This is a genomic window from Neorhizobium sp. 05N33, assembly GCF_056397445.1.
In genome coordinates this window covers 161,415-184,900 of sequence record NZ_JBFTNK010000006.1, presented here as the reverse complement: position 1 = coordinate 184,900, position 23,486 = coordinate 161,415, and the positions used below count along the sequence as shown (strand labels likewise).

Here is a 23,486-nt window from a genome sequence, read left to right as displayed (position 1 = left end):
GCAGGCGAATCAGCGAGGATTTCACCGCCATGGGTGCCATGCGACGCTTTCTTCCCCTCATCGCCGCGTTTCTGATCGGCGCTCCGGCATTGGCCGAACCGGTCCATGGGATCGCCATGCACGGCAGCCCGGCGCTCGGCCCCGACTATAAGCATTTTCCCTATGTAAACCCGGCTGTGAAGAAGGGCGGCAAGATTTCCTATGGCGTCGTCGGCACGTTCGACAACCTCAATCCGTTCATCCTCAAAAGCATGCGCACTACCGCGCGTGGCCTGTGGGATACGATCCTCGGGCACCTCATCTACGAACCGCTGATGACCCGCTCCAGCGATGAAGCCTTCACGCTTTACGGTCTGCTGGCCGAAAGCGCGGAATGGGACGACAACCGCAGCTTCATCCAGTTCAATCTCAATCCGAAGGCCAAATGGTCGGACGGACAGCCGGTGACGCCGGACGACGTGATTTTCACCTTCGAATTGCTGCGCGACAAGGGGCGCATCCCGTTTTCGAGCCGGCTGTCACCCGTCGACAAAATCGAGAGGGTCGGCGAGCATGCTGTCCGCGTCACCTTCAACGCCAAGGCCGACCGGGAATTTCCGCTGATTCTCGCGACCTCGACGCCGATCCTGCCGAAACACGTGATCGATCCAGCCACGTTCGACCAGTCGACGCTGAAGCCGCCGGTCGGCTCCGGACCATACCGGGTCAAATCGGTTTCGCCCGGAGAACGGATCGTCTATGAGCGAAATCCGGATTACTGGGGCAAGGATGTTCCCGCCAAGGTGGGTTTCGACAATTACGATCAGATCAGCGTCGAATATTTCCTGCAGGACAACACGTTGTTCGAGGCCTTCAAGAAAGGCGCGATCGATATCTATCTCGACGGCAGTCCGACACACTGGGCGCGGGCCTATGATTTCCCGGCGGTCCAGAACGGCGATGTGATCAAGGATGCGTTCAAGCCGCAGCTGCCGACCGGCATGCTCGGTTTCGTGTTCAATACGAGAAGAGCGATCTTTGCCGACGTGAACGTACGCGCCGGCCTGTCGCTCGCCTTCGATTTCGAATGGGCCAACAAGAACCTCTTCGAAGGCGCCTACACCCGCACCGAAAGTTTCTGGCAGAACTCGCCCCTCTCCTCGCTCGGCAAGCCGGCCGACGAGCGGGAGCTCCAGATCCTGGGGGCTATCAAGAACAGGATCGAACCGGCCGTCCTCAATGGCACTTACCACCTCCCGAAGACCGATGCCTCCGGCGCGGATCGCAAGGTGCTGCGCAATGCGGTCGATCTTCTCAAGAAGGGCGGTTATGCGATCAAGAACGGCAGGATGTCGGACGCTTCCGGCAGACCACTTGCCTTCGAGGTGATGACCCAGAGCCAGGACCAGGAAAAGCTGGCGATCGCCTATCAGCGGACGCTGAAGATGATCGGCGTCGAGATGTCGATTCGCACCGTCGATGATGCACAATACCAGGCCCGCTCCGGCAATTTCGACTATGACATGATCGTCAAATCCTATCCCTCGTCGCTGTCGCCCGGCATCGAACAGGCCGGGCGCTGGGGATCGGATTCCCGCAATCGCGACGGCAGTTTCAATTTTGCCGGCACTGCAGATGCCGATCTCGACAAGCTGATCGAGACCATGCTGACGGTGCGCAGCAAGGAGGATTTCGAGGCGACCGTGCGTGCCTATGACCGAATGCTGATTTCAGGTCACTATCTCGTTCCGCTCTATCATATCCCCGATCAATGGGTGGCGCGTCGCAAGTATATCGGTTATCCGGAGAAACTGCCGCTCTATGGCTACCAGCTCAACACCTGGTGGGATAAGCGGGCGCAATAATCCAGCCTCTTACGGTTACCGAAGAAAGGACGCCGCCATGGAGCGCGTAGGCATCGACATCGTTTCGGACATCGTCTGCCCCTGGTGTTACCTCGGCAAGGCTAGGATGGAACTGGCGGTCGCCGAAGTTCAGGACGAGATCGGGGTCGACATCAACTGGCGCCCTTATCGGCTCAACCCGGACCATCCGCCCGAAGGCGTCGACCATCAGGCGGATCTTGCCGCCAAGCTTGGCGGCAGGGATGCCGTCGAACGCGCCCATAGCATGCTGAAGAAGCTCGGCGAAGAGGTCGGGATCAAGTATGACTTCGAGGCGATCAAGATCGGCCCCAATACGCTCGATGCGCATCGCCTGCTGCATTGGGCGATCGTCGAAGACCGCCAAATTCAGGACAAGGTCGCCACCGCCCTGTTCAAGGCGAATTTCGAGGAGGGTCGCAATGTCGGCGACCATGCCGTGCTCGCCGATATCGCCGAGGCATCTGGCCTCGACCGCAAGGTCATCGAGAACCTGCTGGCAAGCGACGCCGACAAGGACACCGTTCTTGGGGAGATCGAGGCGGCCCAGAAGATGGGCGTGACCGGCGTGCCGTTCTTCATCATCGACGGACAGTATGCCGTGAGCGGCGCCCAGACGCCGGACGTATTTGCCAATGCGCTGCGGGAAATCGCCAAGCTGAAGGCAGAAGCCCGCAAGGGCATGATCTGAGAACGGCGAAACGCGTGCGCACCGACCAGACTCTGAAAGGCGTTCTTCTCGCCTTCGCCTCGTTTGCCGCCTATTCGTGGAGCGATGCCAGCGTCAAGATGATCGAGGGCGCGCTGACGCCCTATGAAATGGGCTTTTTCGGCGCCGTCTTCATGCTGGCCGGTTTTCCTTATCTGATGAAGCCGGGCGACAGCTGGCTGGACGTGGTAAGAAGTACCAACCGGCCGTTATGGATGCTGCGCTTCTTCTCAGCGGCGATGGGGACGATCGGCAGCGTCGCGGCCTTCACCTATCTGTCGATGGCGGAAGCCTTCGCGCTGATCTTCCTGCTGCCGTCCTTCGTGACGATCATGTCGGTGCTGTTCCTCAAGGAGACGGTCGGCATCCGGCGCTGGAGCGCCGTGATCATCGGCTTCATCGGCGTTCTGGTCATATTGCGCCCCGGTTTCCGCGAGCTTTCGATCGGGCATGTCGGCGCGGTGTTTGCAGGGTTTTCCGGGGCGATCTCGATCATCGTCTATCGCGCCGTCGGGCCATCGGAGAAGCACATCTCGCTTTACGGCGCCGGCGTCCTTGGCGTTCTCGTCATCCTCGGCATCCTGATGATCCCCGACTTCCACTGGCCGACACTGCCGCAATGGGCGGCGCTGGCGACGGTCTGGCTGATGTATGCCGCAAACTATGCGCCCGCCGCTGTGATCGGGCCGACCCAATACAGCCAGATGCTCTGGGCCATCCTGTTCGGCTATCTGATCTTCGGCGACAAGGTCGACCTGCCGATGCTGGTCGGCATCGTGCTGATCATCGGCTCCGGCCTTCTAACGCTCGCCCGCGAACGGGCACGCCACGTGCCGCTGCCCGCCTCTGTCGCGACCGACGCGCAGGCCGCCGTCGTTACCGTACCCGACGCTAAATCCGACACATAATCATGTCTTTGCCAGTTCGGCGAACTGGGTCATCACCTGGGCGGCGGCCGTCAGCCGCTTTTCGGGGGACGGCAGGTCGCGGGTGAGGAAAACGCTGTGGTCTGGGCGAATCTTGGCGAGCGTCCCCTGCTTGGCGATATAACCGACCAGATTGGCCGGGTTCGGGAACTGTTTGTCGCGGAAGGTGACAACGATGCCCTTCGGGCCGGCGTCGAGCTTCTCGACATTTGCCTTGCGGCAGAGCGACTTGATGTAGACGACCTTCAACAGGTTCTGCACCTCGACCGGCATCGGGCCGAAACGGTCGACCATTTCCGCGCCAAAACCATCGATCTCCGACAGGTCCGTGACTTCGCCGAGACGGCGGTAGAGGCCCATGCGCAGATGCAGGTCGGGAACGTAGGTTTCGGGGATCATCACGGTGATGCCGACGGAGATCTGCGGCGACCAGCCGGTATCGGTGATCTCGTCGTCGCCCTTCACTTCTGCGACCGCTTCCTCCAGCATCTGCTGGTAGAGCTCGAAACCGACCTCCTTGATATGGCCGGACTGTTCTTCGCCGAGCAGATTGCCGGCGCCGCGGATGTCGAGGTCGTGGCTGGCGAGCTGGAAACCGGCACCGAGCGTGTCGAGCGATTGCAGCACCTTGAGGCGGCGCTCGGCCATCTGCGTCAGCGTCTTGTTGACCGGCAGGGTGAACAGCGCGAAGGCGCGCACCTTGGAACGACCGACGCGGCCGCGAAGCTGGTAGAGCTGCGCCAGGCCGAACATGTCGGCGCGATGGACGATCAGCGTATTGGCGGTCGGCACGTCGAGGCCGGATTCGACGATCGTGGTCGACAGAAGCACATCGTATTTGCCGTCGTAGAACGCATTCATGATGTCTTCGAGTTCGCCCGCCGCCATCTGGCCATGCGCAACCGCGACCTTCAATTCCGGCACGTCGGACTGGAGGAAAGCCTGAATTTCCGGCAGGTCCGCGAGCCGCGGGCAGACGTAGAAACTCTGGCCGCCGCGATAATGCTCGCGCATGAGCGTCTCGCGGATAACCAGCGGATCGAAGGGTGAAATGAAGGTGCGGACCGCCATGCGGTCGACCGGCGGCGTGGTGATCAGCGACAGCTCGCGAACGCCGGTCATGGCAAGTTGAAGCGTGCGCGGGATCGGCGTTGCCGAGAGCGTCAGGACATGCACGTCGCTCTTCAGTTCCTTCAGCCGCTCCTTGTGCTTGACGCCGAAATGCTGCTCCTCGTCGATGATCAGCAGACCGAGATTGGCGAACTGAATGCCGGCGCCGAGCAGCGCGTGGGTGCCGACGACGATATCGACCTTGCCGTCGGCAAGGTCCTTCTTGGTCTGGGCGAGTTCCTTGGCGGGCACCAGCCGCGACGCCTGCTCGACCTTGATCGGCAATCCGCGAAAACGCTCGCGAAACGTCTTGAAATGCTGGCGGGAAAGAAGCGTGGTTGGCACGACGACCGCGACCTGCGCTCCGTTCATTGCCGCGAAGAAGGCAGCGCGCAGCGCCACTTCCGTCTTGCCAAAACCGACGTCGCCGCAGACGAGACGGTCCATCGGCCGGCCGGCGCCGAGATCGTCGCGCACGGAATCGATGGCATTCGCCTGGTCTTCGGTCTCGTCATAAGGGAAACGGGCGGCGAATTCGTCGTAGAGCCCTTCGGGCGTGGTCAGAACCGGCGCGCGGCGGGTGATGCGGGTGGCGGCGATGCGGATCAGCGCGTCGGCCATGTCGAGCAACCGCTTCTTGAGCTTGGCCTTGCGGGCCTGCCAGGCGCCGCCGCCGAGCCTGTCGAGCTGGGCTTCCGCCGCGTCCGAGCCATAGCGCGACAGGAGATCGATATTTTCGACCGGCAGGAAGAGTTTTGCCTGGTCGGCGTAATGCAGTTCCAGGCAGGCGCGCGGGGCGCCGGCGGCCTCGATCGTCACCAGGCCGACGAATTTGCCGATGCCATGCTCGGCATGGACGACCAGAGAACCTTCGTCGAGGCCGGCCACTTCGGTCAGGAAATTGGCGCCGCGCTTGCGGCGCTTGCCGCGGCGGACCATGCGGTCGCCGAGAATGTCCTGCTCGCCGATGACGACGATATTGCCCGTCTCGAAACCGGCTTCGAGGCTGAGGACCGCAGAAGCCGCTTCGCCTTTTTCCAGCTTGTCGAGATCGGCAAGCTTGTCGATCTGGTTGATACGCTTCAGCCCGCGTTCGTCGAGCACCTGCAGCAGCCGGTCGAGCGAGCCGGCGGACCAGCCGGTGACAAGAACCTTGGCACCCTCGGCCCGCTTGTCGGCGATATGCTTGACGACAAGGTCGAAGACGTTGACGCGTTCGTCGCGGTCCTTTTCTTCCGTCTGGTTTTTCGCCCAGCGCGGACCGGCATGGGCGCCCAAGGTCACCACCCGGCGACCTTCTGCATCCATCTCGTTGAACGGCGTCAGACGCACCGCGTTGACGGCGTCGAGCGCCGCGGCAAAAGCCTTGCTTTCCAGGTAGAGCTGCCCTGGTGAAACCGGCTTGTAGGGCGCCGCTTGAGCGGCCGCACCCTTGCCTTGAGTGCCGCTGTCGCGCCGTGCCTCGTAATAGTCGAGCACCAGTTTCGAACGCTCGCCGGCCGCTTCGCGAGCCGTGTGGTCGGTGACGATCCGGAAACCCTTGAGGTAATCGAAGGCGGTTTCGAGACCGTCGTAGAACAGCGGCAGCCAGTGTTCCATGCCGGGGTAACGCCGGCCTTCAGAGACTGCCTGATAGAGCGAATCGTCGCGGGTCGCGGCGCCGAAGAGAGAGAGGTAGTTCTTCCGGAAGCGGCTGATGGTGTCCGGCGTCAGCGTCACCTCGCTCATCGGGTTCAGGTCGAGGGCGCGCGCCTGGCCGGTCGTACGCTGGCTGGCGGGATCGAAGGATCGGATCGATTCCAGCGTATCGCCGAAGAAATCGAGACGCACCGGCTCTTCCGTGCCCGGCACGAAGACATCGAGAATGCCGCCGCGCACGGCGAATTCGCCGACTTCGCGGACCGTCGCGACACGCTCGAAGCCGTTGCGTTCCAGCCGTGCCGCGATATCGTCCATGCGGATCTGATTGCCCGGCTTGGCTGAGAACGCGAGGCTTTCGATGATCTCGGCGGGAGCGATTTTCTGCAGCATTGCATTGACGGTGACGAGCACGATCGCTGCATGCGGCTTCCTGGCATGAGAGATAAGGCCGGACAGGGCCGCCAGCCGGCGAGCCGAAACGTCGGCGCTCGGCGAGACGCGGTCATAGGGAAGACAGTCCCAGGCGGGCAGCGTCAGGACCGGGATTTCCGGCGCCACGAAGGACAACATCTGCTCCAGGTCGAGCATCCGCTGGCCGTCTGACATGACATAGGCGACCGCCTGGCCGGCACGGGCGAGCTCGGCAAGGATCAGCGGCTCCATGCCCGGCGGCACGTTGCCTATGGTCAGCGGGGTCTGCGCCGCGGCGATCTTCTTCGCGTCGAATCCGGGAATCATCGGGCCAGAATTCATATCTTGTTTCCGAGCCTTGCTTCCAGGGAGGCTTTGGTGACGGGATCGAAATCCGGGTTATAGGCTGCGACGCGCGCAAAAAGCGGTGTCTTCCTATGCTCGGGCAAGGCCTGAGCTCCGGTGATCCAGGCATGCAGGTCGTGGTCGTCCTCGCCCATGATCGCCTCGAACTCGTCGAGTTCCGCATCTCCAAGATCGGCGATCTCGGCTTCCGCGAAGCTGCCCAGAACCAGGTCCATTTCCCTTATGCCGCGGTGCCAGCAGCGATAGAGGATGCGCCGGCGGCGCGGGTCGAGATCCGCGCTGGTGCGGGATAGTCCTGTCATGGCCGTGTCCTTGTTTTGCCGTTCATATAGGACGCTTTTCCGCCCTCGTCACCTTGCCAAATGGGCAAAATCCATCGCATTTTGCGCGCCATGCGTCCCGCCATACTCGATCCGCTGTTCTCGCCCGTCGCCTCGCTTGCCGGTGTCGGGCCGAAGCTTGCCGAACTGATCGCCCGCGTCACCGGCCGTGAGGACCCTGACGATTGTCGTGTCGTGGACCTGCTCTTCCATGCCCCCTCCTCGCTGATCGACCGGCGCAACCGGCCGGGCATCGCGCTTTCGCCGCAAGGAGCGATCGTCACGATCGAAGGCCGGGTCGACCGCCATCAGCCGCCGCCGCCCGGCAAGTCCAATATGCCCTATCGGGTCTTCCTGCACGACGATACGGGCGAGCTGGCGCTCACCTTCTTCCGGGCCAAGGGCAATTGGCTGGAAAAGTCGCTGCCGATCGACGAGATGGTGATGGTGAGCGGCAAGGTGGACTGGTTCAACGGCCGGCCCTCGATGGTGCACCCGGATTTCATCGTAAAGTCCTCCGAGGCTGAAAACCTGCCACTGGTGGAGCCGGTATACCCGATGACGGCCGGCCTGACGCCGAAAGTGCTGCGCAAGGCGATCGACGGCGCCGTCGCCCGCATGCCGGAACTGCCAGAATGGGCGGATGCGGCGCTGGCCGTGCGCCAGGGTTTTCCTTCGGTGGCGGAGGCCTTTCGTGGGCTGCACGATCCACGCGATGCGGCGGATATCGATCCACAGGCCCCTGCCCGCCGCCGGCTCGCCTATGACGAGTTCCTGGCTGGCCAGGTGTCGCTGTCGCTGGTGCGTCAGCGAGTGCGTAAGGTCCCCGGCCAGCCAATCCGGGTAAAAGGCGATCTGGCCGCAAAGATCATCGCAAACCTCCCATTCTCGCTGACGCCCAGCCAGAAGGCGGCTGTCGAGGATGTCATCAAGGACATGGCCGGCGAAGACCGCATGCTGCGGCTGCTGCAGGGCGATGTCGGCGCCGGCAAGACACTGGTGGCGTTGCTCGCCATGTCCGCGGCCGTCGAGGCCGGCGGCCAGGCGGTGCTGATGGCGCCGACCGAAATTCTCGCCCGCCAGCATTTTTCGACAATCTCGAAGCTCGCCGGTGCTGCAGGTGTAGCGGTCGAGGTGCTGACCGGCCGCACCAAAGGGCGCGAGCGCGACCAGATCATCGAGCGGATCGCCTCAGGCGAAGCGCAGATCATCGTCGGCACGCACGCGCTCTTCCAGGATGCGATCAACTATCACAATCTGATGCTCGCCGTGGTGGACGAGCAGCACAGGTTCGGTGTGCATCAGCGTCTTCGGCTGACCGCCAAGGGCATTTCCCCGCATATGCTGGTGATGACCGCAACGCCCATTCCTCGCACGTTGGTACTCGCCGCATTCGGAGATATGGACGTCTCGAAGCTCACCGAAAAACCGGCCGGCCGCAAGCCGATCCAGACAGTGACAATCCCAACCGAACGGATCGGCGACATCGTCGCCCGGCTCAGGGGCGCGATCGGCGAAGGGAAAAAAGCCTATTGGATCTGCCCGCTCGTCGAGGAATCGGATGCTTCCGACCTGATGTCGGCGGAGGAGCGTTATGCGGTGCTCGCCAGGGAATTGGGCCGTGATGTCGGGTTGATCCACGGGCGGATGAGCGGGCCTGAGAAGGACGCGGTGATGAGCGCCTTCAAGACCGGCGAAATCCGGTTGTTGGTCGCGACTACCGTGGTCGAAGTGGGCGTCGACGTGCCGGACGCGACGATCATGGTCATCGAACATGCCGAGCGGTTCGGCCTTGCCCAGTTGCACCAGTTGCGCGGCCGCGTCGGGCGCGGCGACGAGGCTTCGACCTGCATCCTGCTCTACAAGGGACCGCTCAGCGAAACCGGGCGGGCGCGGCTATCGATCCTGCGCGACAGCGAGGACGGTTTTCTGATCGCCGAAGAGGATCTGAAGCTGCGCGGCGAAGGAGAACTGCTCGGCACCCGGCAGTCAGGCACGCCCGGTTTTCGGATTGCGAGCCTGGAGGCGCATGCGGACCTGCTCGAAATCGCCCGCAAGGACGCGGCCTATCTGCTGGAGCGGGATCCCGAACTCACCAGCGAGCGCGGCCAGAACATGCGCGTGCTGCTTTATCTGCACCGCCGCGACGAGGCGATCCGGTTCCTGAGAGCCGGGTGATGCGGCCGTCGGCAGGGGGTGTATGATGGTCAAGATCATCTGACCTTCTTCGACCTTCCCCCCGACCGTCGGGGAGAAGGCTTGCGTTAGGGGCCTTACTTCTTGGCAACGCCCGGAAGCGTGACGCGGAAAACCTGGAACATGGTGTCGACATCCGCGGCGCCGGCCGCCTTATAGGCGTTGCCGACCTGGAAACCGTCCTGGGTCAAGAAGTCGTTGTCGTTGGCGACAAACAGGAAGAAGTCGTCCGGAGCGGAGGCATCGAGCGCGCTTGCGATCGACATGGCTTCCCATTTTTCCGAAAGATTGTTCCTGTCGTTCGGCGCGCCGTTATGCAGGCCGAAGCGAGCGAGTTCCTGGGCGTCGTTTATGTCGATGAACGACGTCAGGACCGCAGGTTTCACGGTCTCGTCGACCTTGCCCTTCGAAGCGACCGGCTTGAGACCGTCGAAATCGGTGCCGGCAATATCGGTGGCACTGGTGAGATCGACCAGGTTGATCTTGCGGTAAACCGACGTGTCGCCCTTCACGCCCTGGCCGCTATTGCTGTCGCGCGCCAGAACCAGGAAGGCCTTATCGGACAGCGCCAGGATTTCGCTCTCGGCGGCAACGGCAACCTTGCCCTTGTTGTCGAAGGTCGGCAGCGGCACGACATATTCATGCGCGAGCTTGAGATTGTCGATGTCGGAAGCGTCATAGACCAGGGCGCGGGTATTCATGCGCGTCGAGCTGGAGTCGCCGCCATCCTGAATGGGCGCGGACTGCAGCAGGGCGATCACGAACTTGCCATCCGGGGTCATCGCCATGCCTTCGAGGCCCTGGTTGTTCTGGCGACCACTTTCCGGATCCTTCGGATCCGGTACCTTGCCGCCAGGGCCGGGATTGTTGGAAGAGAAGTCCAACCGGCCCTTGCGCATCGGCAGCAGGGCCTTCGGCGGCTGAGTAGCGGAGATCAGCTTACCATCAATGGAAAAGTGATAGATATAAGGGCCGTATTCGTCGCTGATCAAAAGCGAACCGTCCGCCAGGCGGATGACGGCCTCGGGATCGAGGGAGACTTTGCCGGTCGAGGCCTGCGGCATGGCCGGCATTCTGGCCGCAGCGGCGCGAACGCCCGACTCCGGATCGAGACCGGTCATGTTCTTGCCGGCGTCGTCGGTCAGCAGCATGGTCTCCGCGAGCTTTGCCTGAACGCCAGCCTGCTGCTTGTCGGAGGACAGGGCCTGGCCGGCGGCAGCCGGCGCCAGCCGGATCTCGATCTTGTTGATACGCGAATTGTAATCAGTCGTGCCGTCGACATTGTAGCCGCGATCGGGCAGCAACCAGAGGGAACCGGCATAACCATCGGCATCCTTCTTCCAGTCGGTCGGGTCGATCGCCATGCCGGAACCGGACCCGAAAGTCTCACCGAACTTGTCACGCTGGCCGGCCGGAATGCGGCCGACGGCGACGAGGCCCTTGTTGACGATGGTGATGCCGGCGCCCGTAGCACTCGTCTCGGCCAGCAGGACCGAGTTCGAAATCAAAGACGAAGCAATCATTGTGGCCGCAAGCAGTGCGGCCTTACGCGCATAACCCATGGAATGGTTCCTTGTTCAAGCCTAGAAGGGCCAGCGGCTTCCCGCCGTTGCGCGTCGAATGAATGTTGCGACGCGCGCTCCCTGCTTCTTCTTAGGCGGCTGCGGTGACACTGACGTGACGCCCCGCACGGGCGCTTATGGCGCCGGCAGGACGGCGGTCGGCAGGCCGGGGATGGGCTTGTAGTCCGGCGCGATGAGGCCACCCGATATCAGCAGCTTGGCACCCTCTTCCGGCGTCATGTCGAGCATGATGATCTTGCTTTTCGGCACGAACATCAGGAAGCCGGCGGTCGGAACCGGTGTCGGCGGCAGGAAGACACCGACCATTTCCTCTCCGTCCGCATTGAGCTTTGCGGCGATCTCTCCCTGCGCGTCGCCGGAGATGAACACCAGCGCCCACATGCCGGGGCTCGGAAACTCGATCAGCCCGCATTTCTTGAAGGAGGTCGACTGTTCCTTCAGCACCGTCTCAAAGATCTGTTTGATGCTCTTATAAATGCTGCGGATCAGCGGCATCCGGTGCAGGATCGATTCGCCGAACTTGACGATCGAGCGACCGATCAGGTTCTTGCCGAGAAAGCCGATAATGGTGATGAGCACCACGGCGATCAGCAGACCGGTGCCAGGAATGGTGATGTTGAAATAATATTGTGGATCGTAGCGCCGCGGAATGTAGGGCGTAACCCAGCTATCGGCCCAGTCGATAAAGGTGAAGGTGAGCCAGATGGTGATGGCAAGCGGCGCGCAGATGATCAGGCCGGTTAGGAAGTTGTTCCTGAGACGGCCGGCCAGCGATATTCGCTCTGGACTGTCGCTCATCCGATTTTCCTGCATACCCTCAGCATCGCCGCAATCATCTGTTGCGACAATGCCGGATGCGATGTTGCGATGCAAGGAAAAGCCGGTGGATATCACTCCACCGTGACGGATTTTGCCAGGTTGCGCGGCTGGTCGACATCGGTGCCCATGAAGACAGCCGTATGATAGGCAAGCAGCTGGATCGGCAGCGAGAAAATCATCGGAGCGATGATCTCGTCGACATTCGGCAATGCTATCGTCGCCATGGTCGGCAGCTTGGAAGCCGCCGCCCCCTTTTCGTCGGTGATGAAGATGATCTTGCCGCCGCGCGCCGCCACTTCCTGCATGTTGGAAACGGTCTTTTCGAAGAAACGGTCATGCGGTGCGATGACAATCACCGGCATATGTTCGTCGATCAGCGCGATCGGCCCGTGTTTCAACTCACCGGCGGCATACCCTTCGGCGTGGATATAGGAGATTTCCTTGAGCTTCAGCGCACCTTCCATGGCAAGCGGAAAACTGGTGCCTCGGCCGAGGTAAAGGACATCCTTGAACCGCGACAGCTCGCGCGACAGCGCCTCGATCTGCGGCTGGATGTCGTTCAGTACCCGACTCATGATCCGCGGCATTTCGGCGAGGTGTTTCACCATCGCCTTCTCATCGCCCGCCGTCACCGTGCCGCGGGCGCGACCCGCACCGATCGCGAGCGCGGCAAGAACCGCAAGCTGGCAGGTAAAGGCCTTGGTGGAGGCGACACCGATCTCCGGGCCGGCGAGGATCGGGAAGATCGCATCCGATTCGCGGGCGATGGTCGATTCCCTGACGTTGACGACCGCGCCGATCTTGAGGCCGTTGTCCTTGCAGTAACGCAGGGAGGCCAGAGTATCGGCTGTCTCGCCCGACTGGGAAATGAACAGTGCCGCTTGGGACGGCGACAACGGCAGTTCGCGGTAGCGGAATTCGGAGGCGACGTCGATTTCGACCGGCAGACGCGCATAACGCTCGAACCAGTATTTGCCGATCAGGCCGGACAGATAGGCCGTGCCGCAGGCGGCGATCGCCAGGCCGGAAACCTTGCCGAAATCGATCGCCGTATCGTTCGCCTTCACCGTATGGGTCGCGAAATCGATGTAATGGCTGAGCGCATGGGAGATGATTTCCGGCTGCTCGTAGATTTCCTTCTCCATGAAATGGCGGTGATTGCCCTTGTCGACCATGAAGGCCGATGCCTGGGAAATCTGGCTCTGCCGGGTCACCGGCTTGCCGTCGTAATCGATGATCTCGGCGCCCTTGTGGGTCATGACGGCGCAGTCGCCGTCGACCAGATAGGTGATCTCGTTGGTAAACGGAGACAGCGCGATGGCATCGGACCCCAAAAACATCTCGCCGCGGCCGTGGCCGATCGCGAGCGGCGGTCCGAAACGGGCGGCCATGATCGTGCCCGGGTCGTCCTCGAACATCACCACCAGCGCATAGGCGCCGGAGACCCGGTTCAGCGTCGCCAGCATCGCGGCGCGATGGTCGAGGCCCTGGCGGGTGTATTTTGCGAGCAGATGTGCGACGACTTCCGTATCGGTCTGGCTTTCGAAGACGGCGCCTTCGGCCAGCAGTTCGTCCTTCAGCTCAGAAAAGTTCTCGATGATACCGTTATGGACGACGGCGGCGCCATCGACGAAATGCGGATGGGCGTTGGTTTCGTTCGGGACGCCGTGGGTTGCCCAGCGGGTATGGGCGATGCCGATCGTGCCGGGCAGCGGCTCGGCGTCGAGCTTCTTTTCGAGATTGAAGAGTTTTCCCTCGGCGCGGCGGCGGTCCATCCGGCCCTCGTGGACGGTCGCCACGCCGGCGGAATCATAACCGCGGTATTCGAGCCTTCGCAACGCATCGACGAGACGCGCCGCCACCGGCGAATTTCCGACGATCCCGACAATTCCGCACATGAACGACCCTCTTCGCTTCGTGGAACCCGCGCGAACTCCTAGCCGATTGCAGGTTTTGCGCAATCGGCCCGCCGGTCACTTTCGATGTCGGAAAGTAACGCGCAAATGTTAATGGCCGGGCTACTTTTGCGCCTTCCTGGCGACCTTGAGGGCGAGTGCCCGCTCGCGGAGGATTTTCGCGCGCTCCGGCTTCACTTCCTGGCGGGCACGGCCAAGCGCCAGCGCATCGGCCGGGACATTGTCGGTAATGACGCTTCCCGAGGCGACATAGGCGCCGTCGCCAATCGAGACGGGTGCAACGAGCGACGAGTTCGAACCGACAAAGGCGTTGGCGCCGATCCGCGTCTCGTGCTTGTTGACGCCGTCGTAGTTGCAGGTGATCGTGCCGGCGCCGATATTGGCATGGGCGCCGACAAAGGCATCGCCGATATAGGTCAGGTGGTTGACCTTGGCGCCTTCGTCGATCCTGGCATTCTTGACCTCGCAGAAATTGCCGACCTTGGAGCCGGCCGCAAGATCGGCTCCGGGGCGAAGCCGCGCGAAAGGTCCGACGGTCGCGCCGCCGCTCACATGAGCGCCTTCGATATGCGAAAAGGCGTGGATCACGGCCCCGCCGTCGATCCGAACGCCCGGACCAAACACGACGTTGGGCTCGATCAACACGTCCTGACCGATCTGCGTATCATATGAAAGGAACACGGTTTCCGGCGCAATCATGCTGACGCCCGAGATCATCAGTTCGTGGCGGCGGCGTTCCTGCCAGAGCCTTTCGAGCATGGCCAGTTCGGCGCGGTTGTTGCAGCCGGCGACTTCCGTTTCCGGCGCATCGACCGCCACGACCTTGCCGCCGGCGGCGCGGGCGATCTCGACGATATCCGTCAGGTAATATTCGCCCTTGACGTTTTGATTGGTGATGCCCTCCAAAAGCGACAGCGCCTTTTGGCCGTTAATCGCCATCAGGCCGCTATTGCACCAGGTGACCTTGCGCTCTTCGTCCGTCGCATCCTTCTCTTCGCGGATCGCGATCAGCTCGCCGTTTTCAACCAGCAGGCGGCCGTAACCGGTCGGCTTGTCCGTATGAAAACCGATCACCACGACATCCGCGCCGGCGGCAAGCTTTTCCCGCGCCTCCGCGAACGGCGCGGAAGTGATCAGCGGCACGTCGCCATAGGCGACCAGGATGTCGTCGTAACCGCGGACAATCGCTTGCTTCGCCGTCAGGACCGCATGGCCGGTGCCGCGGCGCTCCGCCTGCAGAAAAGCCTCGACGGAAACACCATCGACCGCGCCGGCCCTGGCCACTCCGTCTGCGTCGCGGCCGACGACCAGAGCCGCCTCGGTCACGCCGGTCGATGCCACCGCCGCCATCACATGCGCGATCATCGGACGCCCGGCAATCGGATGCAGCACCTTCGACATCGACGATTTCATGCGTGTGCTGTCGCCGGCGGCGAGGATGACGGCAAGGCAGGAACGGCTCATGGGGATTCTCCTTCTCAGGCGATTTGCCGCTTCATACCAGCAAGATGATTGACGGGCGATAAAAGCCTTATGTGCGCCGGAAACAAAAAGGGCGCCCCGAAAAGCGCCCTCCATTCTGTGAACTCGACCACTGCCCGTCGCTTAGCTCCGGACGTTCGTCGCTCGAAACGATCCGCCGATCGTTTCGTCGGCCGGGCCGACCAATCCTCGTTACTTCGGCAGTTTGTCGTCCACGCCTTCGACGTAGAAGTTCATGCCGAGCAGGGTGCCGTCATCCGACTTTTCGCCGGCCTTCAGCCATGCGCTGCCGTCCTGCTTGTTGATCGGGCCGGTGAACGGATGCAGTTCGCCCGACTTGATCTTGGCTTCTGTTTCCTCGGCCATCGCCTTCACGTCGTCCGGCATATTGGTATACGGCGCCATGGTCAGGATGCCGTCCTTCAGGCCGTCCCAGATCTGCTCGGACTTCCAGGTGCCGTCGAGCAGCGCTTTGGTGCGCTTGATGTAATACGCACCCCAGGTGTCGACGATGGCGGTCAGCTGCGTCTTCGGGCCGGCCGCGATCATGTCGGAGGCCTGGCCGAAGGCGAGGATGCCGCGCTCGGAGGCGACCTGCATCGGAGCGGTCGTGTCGGTGTGCTGGGTCAGGATATCAACGCCCTGGTCGATCAGCGCCTTGGCGGCATCGGCTTCCTTGCCCGGGTCGAACCAGGTATTGGCCCAGACGACCTTCAGCTTGAAGTTCGGATTGATCGACTTCGCGCCGAGTTCGAAGGCGTTGATGCCCATCACCACTTCAGGGATCGGGAAGGAGGCGATGTAGCCGGCAACGCCCTTCTTCGACATCTTCGCGGCGATCTGGCCCTGGATGTATCGGCCTTCATAGAAGCGCGAATTGTAGGTGGCGAGGTTCGGAGCGGCCTTGAAGCCGGTCGCATGCTCGAACTTCACATCCGGGAATTTCGCGGCGACCTTGACGGTGGCGTCCATGAAACCGAAGGAGGTGGTGAAGACCAGCGAGCAGCCCGAGCGAGCCATGCGCTCGATGGCGCGTTCTGCATCCGGGCCTTCCGGAACGTTTTCGAGGAAGGGCGTTTCAACCTTGGCGCCTAATGCCTTGTCGAGCTGCTGGCGACCGAGTTCATGCGCCTGGGTCCAGCCACCATCCGTCTTCGAACCGACGTAGATGAAACAGACCTTCTTCTTCTCCTGGGCTTGGGCGCCTGTCGAAAAACCGCCCATCAGGGCGGCCGATGCGGCAAGGGCGATAATCAGTTTCTTCATTTCCTGACCTCTATTGGCTTGAAGACGTTTTGTTTTTGGTTCCGCGGTCACCGGTCGGGGACAAAGGGTTTCCCGAGCGAAGCCGGCGTATTGATGAGCGTCGTGCGACGATTATGCGAAATGATGATCAGCACGACAATAGTCGCCGCATAAGGAAGTGCCGACAGGAATTGCGACGGTATGACGATGCCGAGATTTTGGGCGAGGATCTGGGCATGCAGCTGGCCGATGCCGACTGCGCCGAAGAGGTACCCGCCGGCCAGAACCCGCCACGGCCGCCAGGAGGCGAAGACGACGAGCGCGAGCGCGATCCAGCCGCGGCCGGCGGACATGTTCTCCACCCATTGCGGCGTGTAGACGAGCGAAAGCTGCGCGCCTGCCAGCCCCGCGCAGGCACCACCGAACATGACCGCCAGATAACGGGTGCGGATGACGTTGATGCCGAGTGCATGGGCGGAGGCATGGCTGTCGCCGATCGCCCGCAGCTTAAGACCGGTCCGGCTCCTGAACAGGAACCAGTTGATGCCGATCACGAGCACAACCGAGAGATAGAAGGTGAGGTCCTGCGCGAACAGGACGCGGCCGAGGAACGGGATGTCGGAGAGAAGCGGGAAGACGATCGGCTGCAGCTTGATGCCGGGCTGGCCGACGAAAGCCTCGCCAATCTGGCCGGAAAGCCCGAGCCCCAGGATGGTGAGCGCAAGCCCGGTCGCAACTTGGTTGGCCACCAGCGTCAGCGTCAGGAACCCGAAGAGCAGCGAGAAGATCCCACCGCCCAAGATGCCAGCGAGGAGGCCGACATAGGGGGAACCAGTCAGTTGCGCGGCAACGAAAGCGCAGGCGGCGCCCATGATCATCATGCCTTCGACGCCGAGGTTCAGCACGCCGGAGCGTTCGGTCACCAATTCGCCGAGAGCTGCCAGAACCAACGGGGTCGATGCGGTGATGACGGTAAGAAGGATCGCCTCGAACATCAGCCCTTCACCTCCGCCGTTTTCGCACCGGCAAAGATCAGCCGGATCCTGTAGTGGATCAGCGTGTCGCAGGAGAGCACGAAGAAGAGCAGCAACCCTTGAAAGACGCGGCTGACCTTGTCCGAAATGCCGATCGACAGCTGTGCCGCCTCGCCGCCGAGATAGGTGAGCGCCAGCACGAGCCCGGAAGCGATGATTCCCAGAGGGTTGAGCCGTCCCAGGAAGGCGACGATGATCGCCGTGAAGCCGTAGCCCGGCGAGATAACCGGCTGCAGGTGGCCGATCGAGCCGGAGACCTCCGAAATGCCGGCAAGGCCCGCGAGCGCGCCCGACAGCAGCATCGAGAACCACACCATCCGGCGGGCGGAGAAGCCTGCGAACCGCCCTGCCCGCTCCGACTGGCCGAGCACCGAGACCTCGAAGCCCTTCAGCATGAAGCGCATCATGAACCATAACGCCACGGCGGCGACGATGGCGAAGACGAAGGCCCAGTGGGCGCGGCCGGACGACGACAGAATTTCCGGCACGACGGCCTCGATCTGGAACGTCTTCGTGATCGGGAAATTGTTGCCCTGCGGATCACGCCATGGTCCGCGTACCAGCCAATCGAGATAAAGCTGGGCGATATAGACCAGCATCAGGCTGGTCAGGATTTCGTTGGTGTTGAACCTCGTCTTCAAAAGTGCCGGGATGCCTGCATAAAGCGCCCCACCGACCATGCCGAGGATCAGCATCAGCGGCAGGATCATCGGCGAGTGCCAGGCCGGATACATGACCGGCAGGATCGATCCGGTAATCGCGCCTATTGTGAACTGGCCTTCGGCGCCGATATTCCAGTTGTTGGACCGGTAACAGACAGCAAGCCCGACAGCGATGAGGATCAGCGGGGCTGCTTTCACAGCCAGCTCGTGCAGCGACCACACCTCCAGCAACGGCTCGACGAAATATATGTAGAGCGCGCTCAGCGGGTTCTTGCCGAGCAGCCAGAACATGATCGCGCCGAAAAGCAGCGTCAGCACCAAGGCGACCAGCGGCGAGAGGATCGAGAACAGCGTCGAGACGCGGGCGCGCTTCTGGAGCTCAATGCGCATGCGCCGCCTCCGGATTGGAATGGCTTTCGTGGATACCGCCCATCAGCAGACCGATACGTTCCAACGTCAGGGTGCCGGCCGGATGGGGCTCGGAAAGACGGCCTTCCGAGATCACCGCGATATTCGTCGCCACCTCAAAGATCTCGTCGAGATCCTGGCTGATCACCACCACCGCCGAGCCCGACTTGGCGAGATCGATCAGCGCCTGGCGGATGCGGCTTGCCGCACCGGCATCGACACCCCAGGTCGGCTGGTTGACGACGAGCACCGATGGTTGCCGGTCAAGCTCGCGCCCGACGATGAATTTCTGGAGATTGCCGCCGGAGAGCGAGCCTGCCTGCGGATCCTCGCCGCTCTTGCGGACATCCATCGCCTCGCAGATGCGGCGCGTGGCGGAGCGGATCGCGTCGAAGCGGATGACGGAAAACGCGCCGCCGGACAGGAAGGCCTTCTTGTCCGACTGGCTGCGGGCGAGCAGGAGATTGTCCGAAAGCGCCATGGCGGAGACGGCGGCGTGGCCGTGCCGCTCCTCCGGCACGAAACCGGCGCCGAGCAGTCTCCGGCCATTGATGCCGGTGCGGCCGACCGCCTTGCCGCGGATGCGGATCGCCTCGTCCGCGGCGACCGGATATTCACCGGAGAGCGCATCGAAGAGTTCGCCCTGGCCATTGCCGGCAACGCCGGCGATCGCCAGCACTTCGCCGGCGCGGACCTTCATGGCGACGTTCTTCAGCGAGACCGCAAAAGGCGTGCGCGCCGACACCGACAGATTGCTGACTTCGATGCGGATATCGCCGAGTGCTGCTGCGCTGTCGCGATGGACTTCGGCAACGTCGGAGCCGACCATCATGCGGGCGAGCGAGGCCGGCGTCTCCTTTTTCGGATCGCAGGCACCGGTGACCTTGCCATGGCGCAGAACCGTGGCGCGGTCGCAGATGCGGCGCACTTCCTCCAGCCTGTGGCTGATATAGAGCACCGACCGACCCTCGGCCTTCAGCTTGAACAGCGTCTCGAACAGCCGGTCCGCTTCCTGCGGCGTCAAGACCGATGTGGGCTCGTCGAGGATGATCAGCTTGGGGTTTTGAAGCAGAGCCCGGACGATCTCGATGCGCTGGCGCTCGCCGACGGAAAGGTCCGCCACATGCGCCTTGGGATCGAGCGGCAGGCCGTATGCCTTGGAAAGCGATGCCGCCTCGTCCGAGATCCTGGCGAGCGAAATCTTCGGGTCAAGCGACAGCGCGATGTTTTCCGCCACCGTCAGCGCCTCGAACAGCGAGAAATGCTGAAAGACCATGCCGATGCCGAGCTGACGGGCCTCGCCCGGCGAAGCGATCGTCACCGGCGTGCCCTGCCAGAGGATCTGGCCGGCGCTCGGCTGCAGCACGCCAAACAGCATTTTTACCAGCGTCGATTTGCCGGCGCCGTTTTCGCCGAGCAATGCGTGGATTTCGCCGGGCGCGATATCCAGATCGATCGCGTTGCAGGCCGCGAAGCTGCCGAAAAGCTTGGTCAAACCTCGAACCGACAGAAGCGGACCGGTCGTCGGACCCTCGGATAACGTCACTGAACCCCCTCGTTCACCGCGGGCCTACCTTCTTCGAGGTTTTTCAGGGCGCCGCGGCGTATTGATTTTCCCGACATCCGGCGATCACTCCGGACATTCGACTGATATTGATACCGTATTTGTTGCTTCGCACAACACTAAAGAAAGGGGGTTGAAGGTCCAACTATTTTCCGAGACTGGGGAAAAGCTGCAGCACGCCGCCGATGCAATAGAGATAGATACCGCTCAGGACGACGCCGTAAACGACCCAGGCGGGCGTCTCGAAATGCAGGAGCAGCGAATAGCCGCCGAGGGCGCACCAGATGAGGCAGACAGCCAGATTGAGCGGACGGAGCCGTTTGACGCGCACGGGGTGCAGGAAGTTGATCGGCAGGAAGGTGAGAATGACAGAGACCGAGACGAGGACCAGAGCCGCCGTTGCGCTCGCGTCGACGACGAACAGTGTGAAGACCACCATGTTCCAGACGACCGGAAAACCGGAGAAAAAGTACTCGTCCGTCTTCATGCCCATGTCGGCATAATAAACCGCGCTCGAGACGACGATTGCGCCTGCGGCAACGAAGGACCAAGGTTCGCCGATCATGCCGCTCTGATAAAGTGCGAACGCCGGAAGCAGCACGTAAGTCACGTAGTCGATGATGTTGTCGAGCGTATCGCCCGACCAGTTGGGCAGGACTTCCTTGACCCGAACCTTGCGAGCGATCGGCCCGTCGATGCCATCGACGAGAAGCGCAAGCCCGAGCCACCAGAACATGTCGACAAAACGATGCTCGGCTGCCGCGACGACGCCGAGGAAAGCAAGGAACGAGCCGGACGCCGTCAGCAGATGAACCGAGAAGGCGCGGATTTCAGCGTACGGAACTTTTTTGTAATTGAAGATTCGTCTGATCACGCGTCAGTCCCGTCTTTCCCTCATCCGGCGAGGTATGCGGCCAATCACCGCGCATTGCAACCAGCTTGGGGCCGCCGCCAGACATAAAGCATTGCTTTTTCTATGCTGCGCTGCCGTGTCCCATGGATATGCACGCCACAAAGCTCTAGATAATCCATCGTACATTTGCAGCGCAGGACGACGGACATGCAGCATTTCGAGATTGCGGTGGTGGGCGGGGGACTTTCCGGATCGGTTGCGGCACTGGCGCTCGCGCGGGCCGGCCGCAAGGTGGCGCTGATCACACCGCCATCCGAAAAGGCCGATGAACGCACGACCGCGCTGATGGACCAGTCCATCCGTTTTCTCGAACGGCTTGGCGTCTGGGGAGACATTGCGGCTTCGGCCGCCCCGCTTTCGGTGATGCAGATCATCGACGGCACCAAACGGCTGCTGCGCGCACCGACGGCGCAGTTCCGGGCGCAGGACGTCGGACTCTACGCCTTCGGCTACAACATTCCCAACCGGGCGCTATCGGAAACGCTGGATGCCGCCGTTGCCGCCGAACCGAATATCAGCAGGATCGCGCAAAACGTCGAGACGTTCGACTTCTCGGCCGAACGAGCCATGCTGACGCTGTCGGACGGCGCCTCGATCGGTGCCGACCTCGTGGCTGCCGCCGATGGACGCAATTCGAAAGCCCGTGAGACTGCCGGCATCGGCGTGCGTCGCTGGTCCTATCCACAGTCGGCGGTGGTGTTGAATTTCGCCCACAGCGTGCCACACGGCAATATCTCGACCGAATTCCATACCGAAAGCGGGCCGTTCACGCAGGTTCCCCTGCCGGGCCTGCGTTCCAGCCTCGTTTGGGTGGTGAAGCCGGATGAAGCTCGCCGACTTGTCGAACTTCCGACCGGGGAACTGTCGCGGCTGGTCGAAAACCGCATGCAATCGATGCTCGGCAAGGTGACTGTCGAAGGCACTGCGCAGGCCTGGCCGCTCTCCAGCCTGATGGCAGAGCGGTTCGGCAAGGGTCGGCTGGCGCTGATCGGCGAGGCCGCGCATGCCTTTCCGCCGATCGGAGCGCAGGGCCTCAACCTGTCGCTGCGCGATATCATCGCCGTTTCGGAACTGCTCGTCGCAACCAGCGACCGCGCGATTGCAGCCGATGCCGGCGATCGCTTCAGCCGGCGCCGCGGGCCGGACATCGTCAGCCGCACCGTCGGCGTCGATCTTCTCAACCGTTCGCTGCTGTCGGACTTCCTGCCGGTGCAGATGCTGCGGGCCGCCGGCCTGCACATCCTTACCTATGCACCGCCGCTGCGCAATCTGCTGATGCGCGAAGGGATCGAGCCCGGCCGGGGCCTGCGCGCTGTCGTCGATGCCTTACGGAAAGAGATCCGGCGGTAACGTTCCGGAATTGATGAGGTAGAGCAGCACCGGGAGGGTCGCCACTGACGCAACGGTGATGATCAGGATGCTGGCCGACGCCCTCTCCTGCCAGACGCCGTATTGCTGGCCGATGACGAAGACATTGGTCGCCGTCGGCAGTGCCGAAAGCAGCGTCGCGGAATAGATCCAGACCGGATCGAAATTGCCGATCAGCGACAGGACCGTATAGGTCGTCATCGGCTGCAGGATCAGCTTGAAGATCGCGATATAACTGATCTCCACCGGCACACGTTTGATCGGCCGGAGCGCCAGCGTCACTCCCATGGCAAAAAGCGCGCAAGGGGCCGCTGCCTGGGCGAGGTAGTCGATGAGCCGCTGGAAGGCAGCAGGCGGCTGAACGGCAAATGCCGCGAAGCAGAAACCGAGCGCCGTCGAGATGATGAACGGGTGCAGCACGACTTTCCGGACGATATCGGCGACCACGTGGCTGGCGGGACGTTTGTCGCCGCCGGCCATTGCCATCATCGCCGGTGCGACGATGAAATGCGCGGCGTTCTCGAAGCAGACGATCAGCGCCACCGGCACCGCTGCCGCCTCGCCGAAAGCAAGCAGCGCCAGGCCCGGCCCCATATAACCGATATTGCCGTAGGCGCCGGCAAACGACTGGATGGTGCAATCGGCAAAGGAATTGCGGCGGATGAAGAAGCCGATCAGAAAGAGAACCAGGAAGACCAGGTAGGTCGCGCCGATCTCGCCGAAAATGAAGTCGGCCCGGGTCAGTTGCTCGACCGGCGTGCGGGACACGAGCTTGAAGAAGAGCGCCGGCAGGGCCGCGTAGATGATGAACGTATTCATCCAGCCGAGCGCTTCAGCCGGCTGTTTCGTCACCCTCGCGGCAAGATAACCGATGAAGATCAGCCCGAAGAAGGGCAACAGCAATGCAATGATATCGGTCATCGGCACCCTGCCCGCTGACCGGGCCGTATT

Annotated in this window: 17 protein-coding genes; 5 read left to right on the top strand and 12 right to left on the bottom strand. The window is 62.3% G+C overall.

Translation table 11 applies throughout. The features are described from left to right. The first annotated feature begins 38 nt into the window (after positions 1 to 38). Genes AC1DLT_RS17490 through AC1DLT_RS17480 form a run of 3 tightly spaced genes read left to right on the top strand, consistent with a single transcriptional unit; the run spans position 39 to position 3,479 of the window. Positions 39 to 1,844: an extracellular solute-binding protein gene (locus AC1DLT_RS17490; protein WP_477487704.1), complete on the top strand. Its 1,806-nt coding sequence runs from the start codon at positions 39 to 41 to the stop codon at positions 1,842 to 1,844. A gap of 37 nt (positions 1,845 to 1,881) precedes the next feature. Beyond that, entirely contained in the window at positions 1,882 to 2,553 is a 672-nt protein-coding gene (locus tag AC1DLT_RS17485; RefSeq protein WP_477487557.1) for a DsbA family oxidoreductase, read from the top strand. Between the two features lie 14 nt (positions 2,554 to 2,567). Next, positions 2,568 to 3,479, top strand: coding sequence for a DMT family transporter (locus tag AC1DLT_RS17480; protein ID WP_477487556.1), 912 nt, complete (start codon positions 2,568 to 2,570; stop codon positions 3,477 to 3,479). Here AC1DLT_RS17480 and mfd read toward each other — a convergent pair whose 3' ends face one another. Next, positions 3,480 to 6,986, bottom strand: a complete 3,507-nt coding sequence (gene mfd, locus AC1DLT_RS17475) for a transcription-repair coupling factor (RefSeq protein WP_477487703.1) — start codon at positions 6,984 to 6,986, stop codon at positions 3,480 to 3,482. It abuts the gene before it with no gap. An 11-nt stretch (positions 6,987 to 6,997) separates the two neighbouring features. Further along, complete coding sequence (locus tag AC1DLT_RS17470; RefSeq protein ID WP_477487555.1) at positions 6,998 to 7,327, bottom strand: FAD assembly factor SdhE; 330 nt, start codon at positions 7,325 to 7,327, stop codon at positions 6,998 to 7,000. 90 nt (positions 7,328 to 7,417) lie between these two features. Between AC1DLT_RS17470 and recG the strand changes: the two genes are divergently transcribed. Next, entirely contained in the window at positions 7,418 to 9,523 is a 2,106-nt protein-coding gene (gene recG, locus AC1DLT_RS17465; RefSeq protein ID WP_477487554.1) for an ATP-dependent DNA helicase RecG, read from the top strand. A gap of 95 nt (positions 9,524 to 9,618) precedes the next feature. On the opposite strand, the gene AC1DLT_RS17460 is transcribed toward recG, so the two are convergent. The 9 genes from AC1DLT_RS17460 to pcsA all read right to left on the bottom strand — a co-directional run bounded on the left by AC1DLT_RS17460 (position 9,619) and on the right by pcsA (position 21,128). Further along, positions 9,619 to 11,103, bottom strand: a complete 1,485-nt coding sequence (locus AC1DLT_RS17460) for an esterase-like activity of phytase family protein (RefSeq protein WP_477487553.1) — start codon at positions 11,101 to 11,103, stop codon at positions 9,619 to 9,621. Positions 11,104 to 11,238: 135 nt separating this feature from the next. Continuing rightward, positions 11,239 to 11,922: a DUF502 domain-containing protein gene (locus AC1DLT_RS17455; protein ID WP_038549191.1), complete on the bottom strand. Its 684-nt coding sequence runs from the start codon at positions 11,920 to 11,922 to the stop codon at positions 11,239 to 11,241. Positions 11,923 to 12,014: 92 nt separating this feature from the next. Continuing rightward, positions 12,015 to 13,841: a glutamine--fructose-6-phosphate transaminase (isomerizing) gene (glmS, locus tag AC1DLT_RS17450; RefSeq protein ID WP_038542971.1), complete on the bottom strand. Its 1,827-nt coding sequence runs from the start codon at positions 13,839 to 13,841 to the stop codon at positions 12,015 to 12,017. 120 nt (positions 13,842 to 13,961) lie between these two features. Then, a complete protein-coding gene (gene glmU / locus AC1DLT_RS17445) occupies positions 13,962 to 15,323 on the bottom strand; it encodes a bifunctional UDP-N-acetylglucosamine diphosphorylase/glucosamine-1-phosphate N-acetyltransferase GlmU (RefSeq protein ID WP_038542969.1) in 1,362 nt (453 codons plus the stop codon). Between the two features lie 210 nt (positions 15,324 to 15,533). After that, positions 15,534 to 16,607, bottom strand: a complete 1,074-nt coding sequence (locus tag AC1DLT_RS17440; protein ID WP_038542966.1) for a BMP family ABC transporter substrate-binding protein — start codon at positions 16,605 to 16,607, stop codon at positions 15,534 to 15,536. 47 nt (positions 16,608 to 16,654) lie between these two features. After that, a complete protein-coding gene (locus AC1DLT_RS17435) occupies positions 16,655 to 17,581 on the bottom strand; it encodes an ABC transporter permease (protein ID WP_477487552.1) in 927 nt (308 codons plus the stop codon). Next, complete coding sequence (locus AC1DLT_RS17430; RefSeq protein ID WP_477487551.1) at positions 17,581 to 18,672, bottom strand: ABC transporter permease; 1,092 nt, start codon at positions 18,670 to 18,672, stop codon at positions 17,581 to 17,583. The genes AC1DLT_RS17435 and AC1DLT_RS17430 overlap by 1 nt, the downstream gene beginning before the upstream one ends. Then, complete coding sequence (locus tag AC1DLT_RS17425; protein WP_477487550.1) at positions 18,662 to 20,236, bottom strand: ABC transporter ATP-binding protein; 1,575 nt, start codon at positions 20,234 to 20,236, stop codon at positions 18,662 to 18,664. The genes AC1DLT_RS17430 and AC1DLT_RS17425 overlap by 11 nt, the downstream gene beginning before the upstream one ends. Before the next feature lie 163 nt (positions 20,237 to 20,399). Continuing rightward, entirely contained in the window at positions 20,400 to 21,128 is a 729-nt protein-coding gene (pcsA, locus tag AC1DLT_RS17420) for a phosphatidylcholine synthase (protein ID WP_046601006.1), read from the bottom strand. 186 nt (positions 21,129 to 21,314) lie between these two features. On the opposite strand from pcsA, the gene AC1DLT_RS17415 reads away from it, so the two are divergent. Beyond that, complete coding sequence (locus AC1DLT_RS17415; protein ID WP_477487549.1) at positions 21,315 to 22,517, top strand: UbiH/UbiF family hydroxylase; 1,203 nt, start codon at positions 21,315 to 21,317, stop codon at positions 22,515 to 22,517. On the opposite strand, the gene AC1DLT_RS17410 is transcribed toward AC1DLT_RS17415, so the two are convergent. Next, positions 22,494 to 23,456, bottom strand: coding sequence for an AEC family transporter (locus AC1DLT_RS17410; RefSeq protein WP_477487548.1), 963 nt, complete (start codon positions 23,454 to 23,456; stop codon positions 22,494 to 22,496). The two genes, AC1DLT_RS17415 and AC1DLT_RS17410, sit on opposite strands and share 24 nt — an antisense overlap. Positions 23,457 to 23,486 lie beyond the last annotated feature (30 nt).

Bases quoted from the DNA above. Each gene is read 5' to 3' on its own strand.
- glmU (WP_038542969.1), bottom strand. From the start codon at position 15,323: ATGAGCCGTTCCTGCCTTGCCGTCATCCTCGCCGCCGGCGACAGCACA.
- AC1DLT_RS17430 (WP_477487551.1), bottom strand. From the start codon at position 18,672: ATGCGCATTGAGCTCCAGAAGCGCGCCCGCGTCTCGACGCTGTTCTCG.
- AC1DLT_RS17455 (WP_038549191.1), bottom strand. From the start codon at position 11,922: ATGAGCGACAGTCCAGAGCGAATATCGCTGGCCGGCCGTCTCAGGAAC.
- AC1DLT_RS17410 (WP_477487548.1), bottom strand. From the start codon at position 23,456: ATGACCGATATCATTGCATTGCTGTTGCCCTTCTTCGGGCTGATCTTC.
- AC1DLT_RS17460 (WP_477487553.1), bottom strand. From the start codon at position 11,103: ATGGGTTATGCGCGTAAGGCCGCACTGCTTGCGGCCACAATGATTGCT.
- AC1DLT_RS17470 (WP_477487555.1), bottom strand. From the start codon at position 7,327: ATGACAGGACTATCCCGCACCAGCGCGGATCTCGACCCGCGCCGCCGG.
- mfd (WP_477487703.1), bottom strand. From the start codon at position 6,986: ATGATTCCCGGATTCGACGCGAAGAAGATCGCCGCGGCGCAGACCCCG.
- glmS (WP_038542971.1), bottom strand. From the start codon at position 13,841: ATGTGCGGAATTGTCGGGATCGTCGGAAATTCGCCGGTGGCGGCGCGT.
- AC1DLT_RS17440 (WP_038542966.1), bottom strand. From the start codon at position 16,607: ATGAAGAAACTGATTATCGCCCTTGCCGCATCGGCCGCCCTGATGGGC.
- AC1DLT_RS17490 (WP_477487704.1), top strand. From the start codon at position 39: ATGCGACGCTTTCTTCCCCTCATCGCCGCGTTTCTGATCGGCGCTCCG.
- AC1DLT_RS17485 (WP_477487557.1), top strand. From the start codon at position 1,882: ATGGAGCGCGTAGGCATCGACATCGTTTCGGACATCGTCTGCCCCTGG.
- recG (WP_477487554.1), top strand. From the start codon at position 7,418: ATGCGTCCCGCCATACTCGATCCGCTGTTCTCGCCCGTCGCCTCGCTT.
- AC1DLT_RS17435 (WP_477487552.1), bottom strand. From the start codon at position 17,581: ATGTTCGAGGCGATCCTTCTTACCGTCATCACCGCATCGACCCCGTTG.
- AC1DLT_RS17415 (WP_477487549.1), top strand. From the start codon at position 21,315: ATGCAGCATTTCGAGATTGCGGTGGTGGGCGGGGGACTTTCCGGATCG.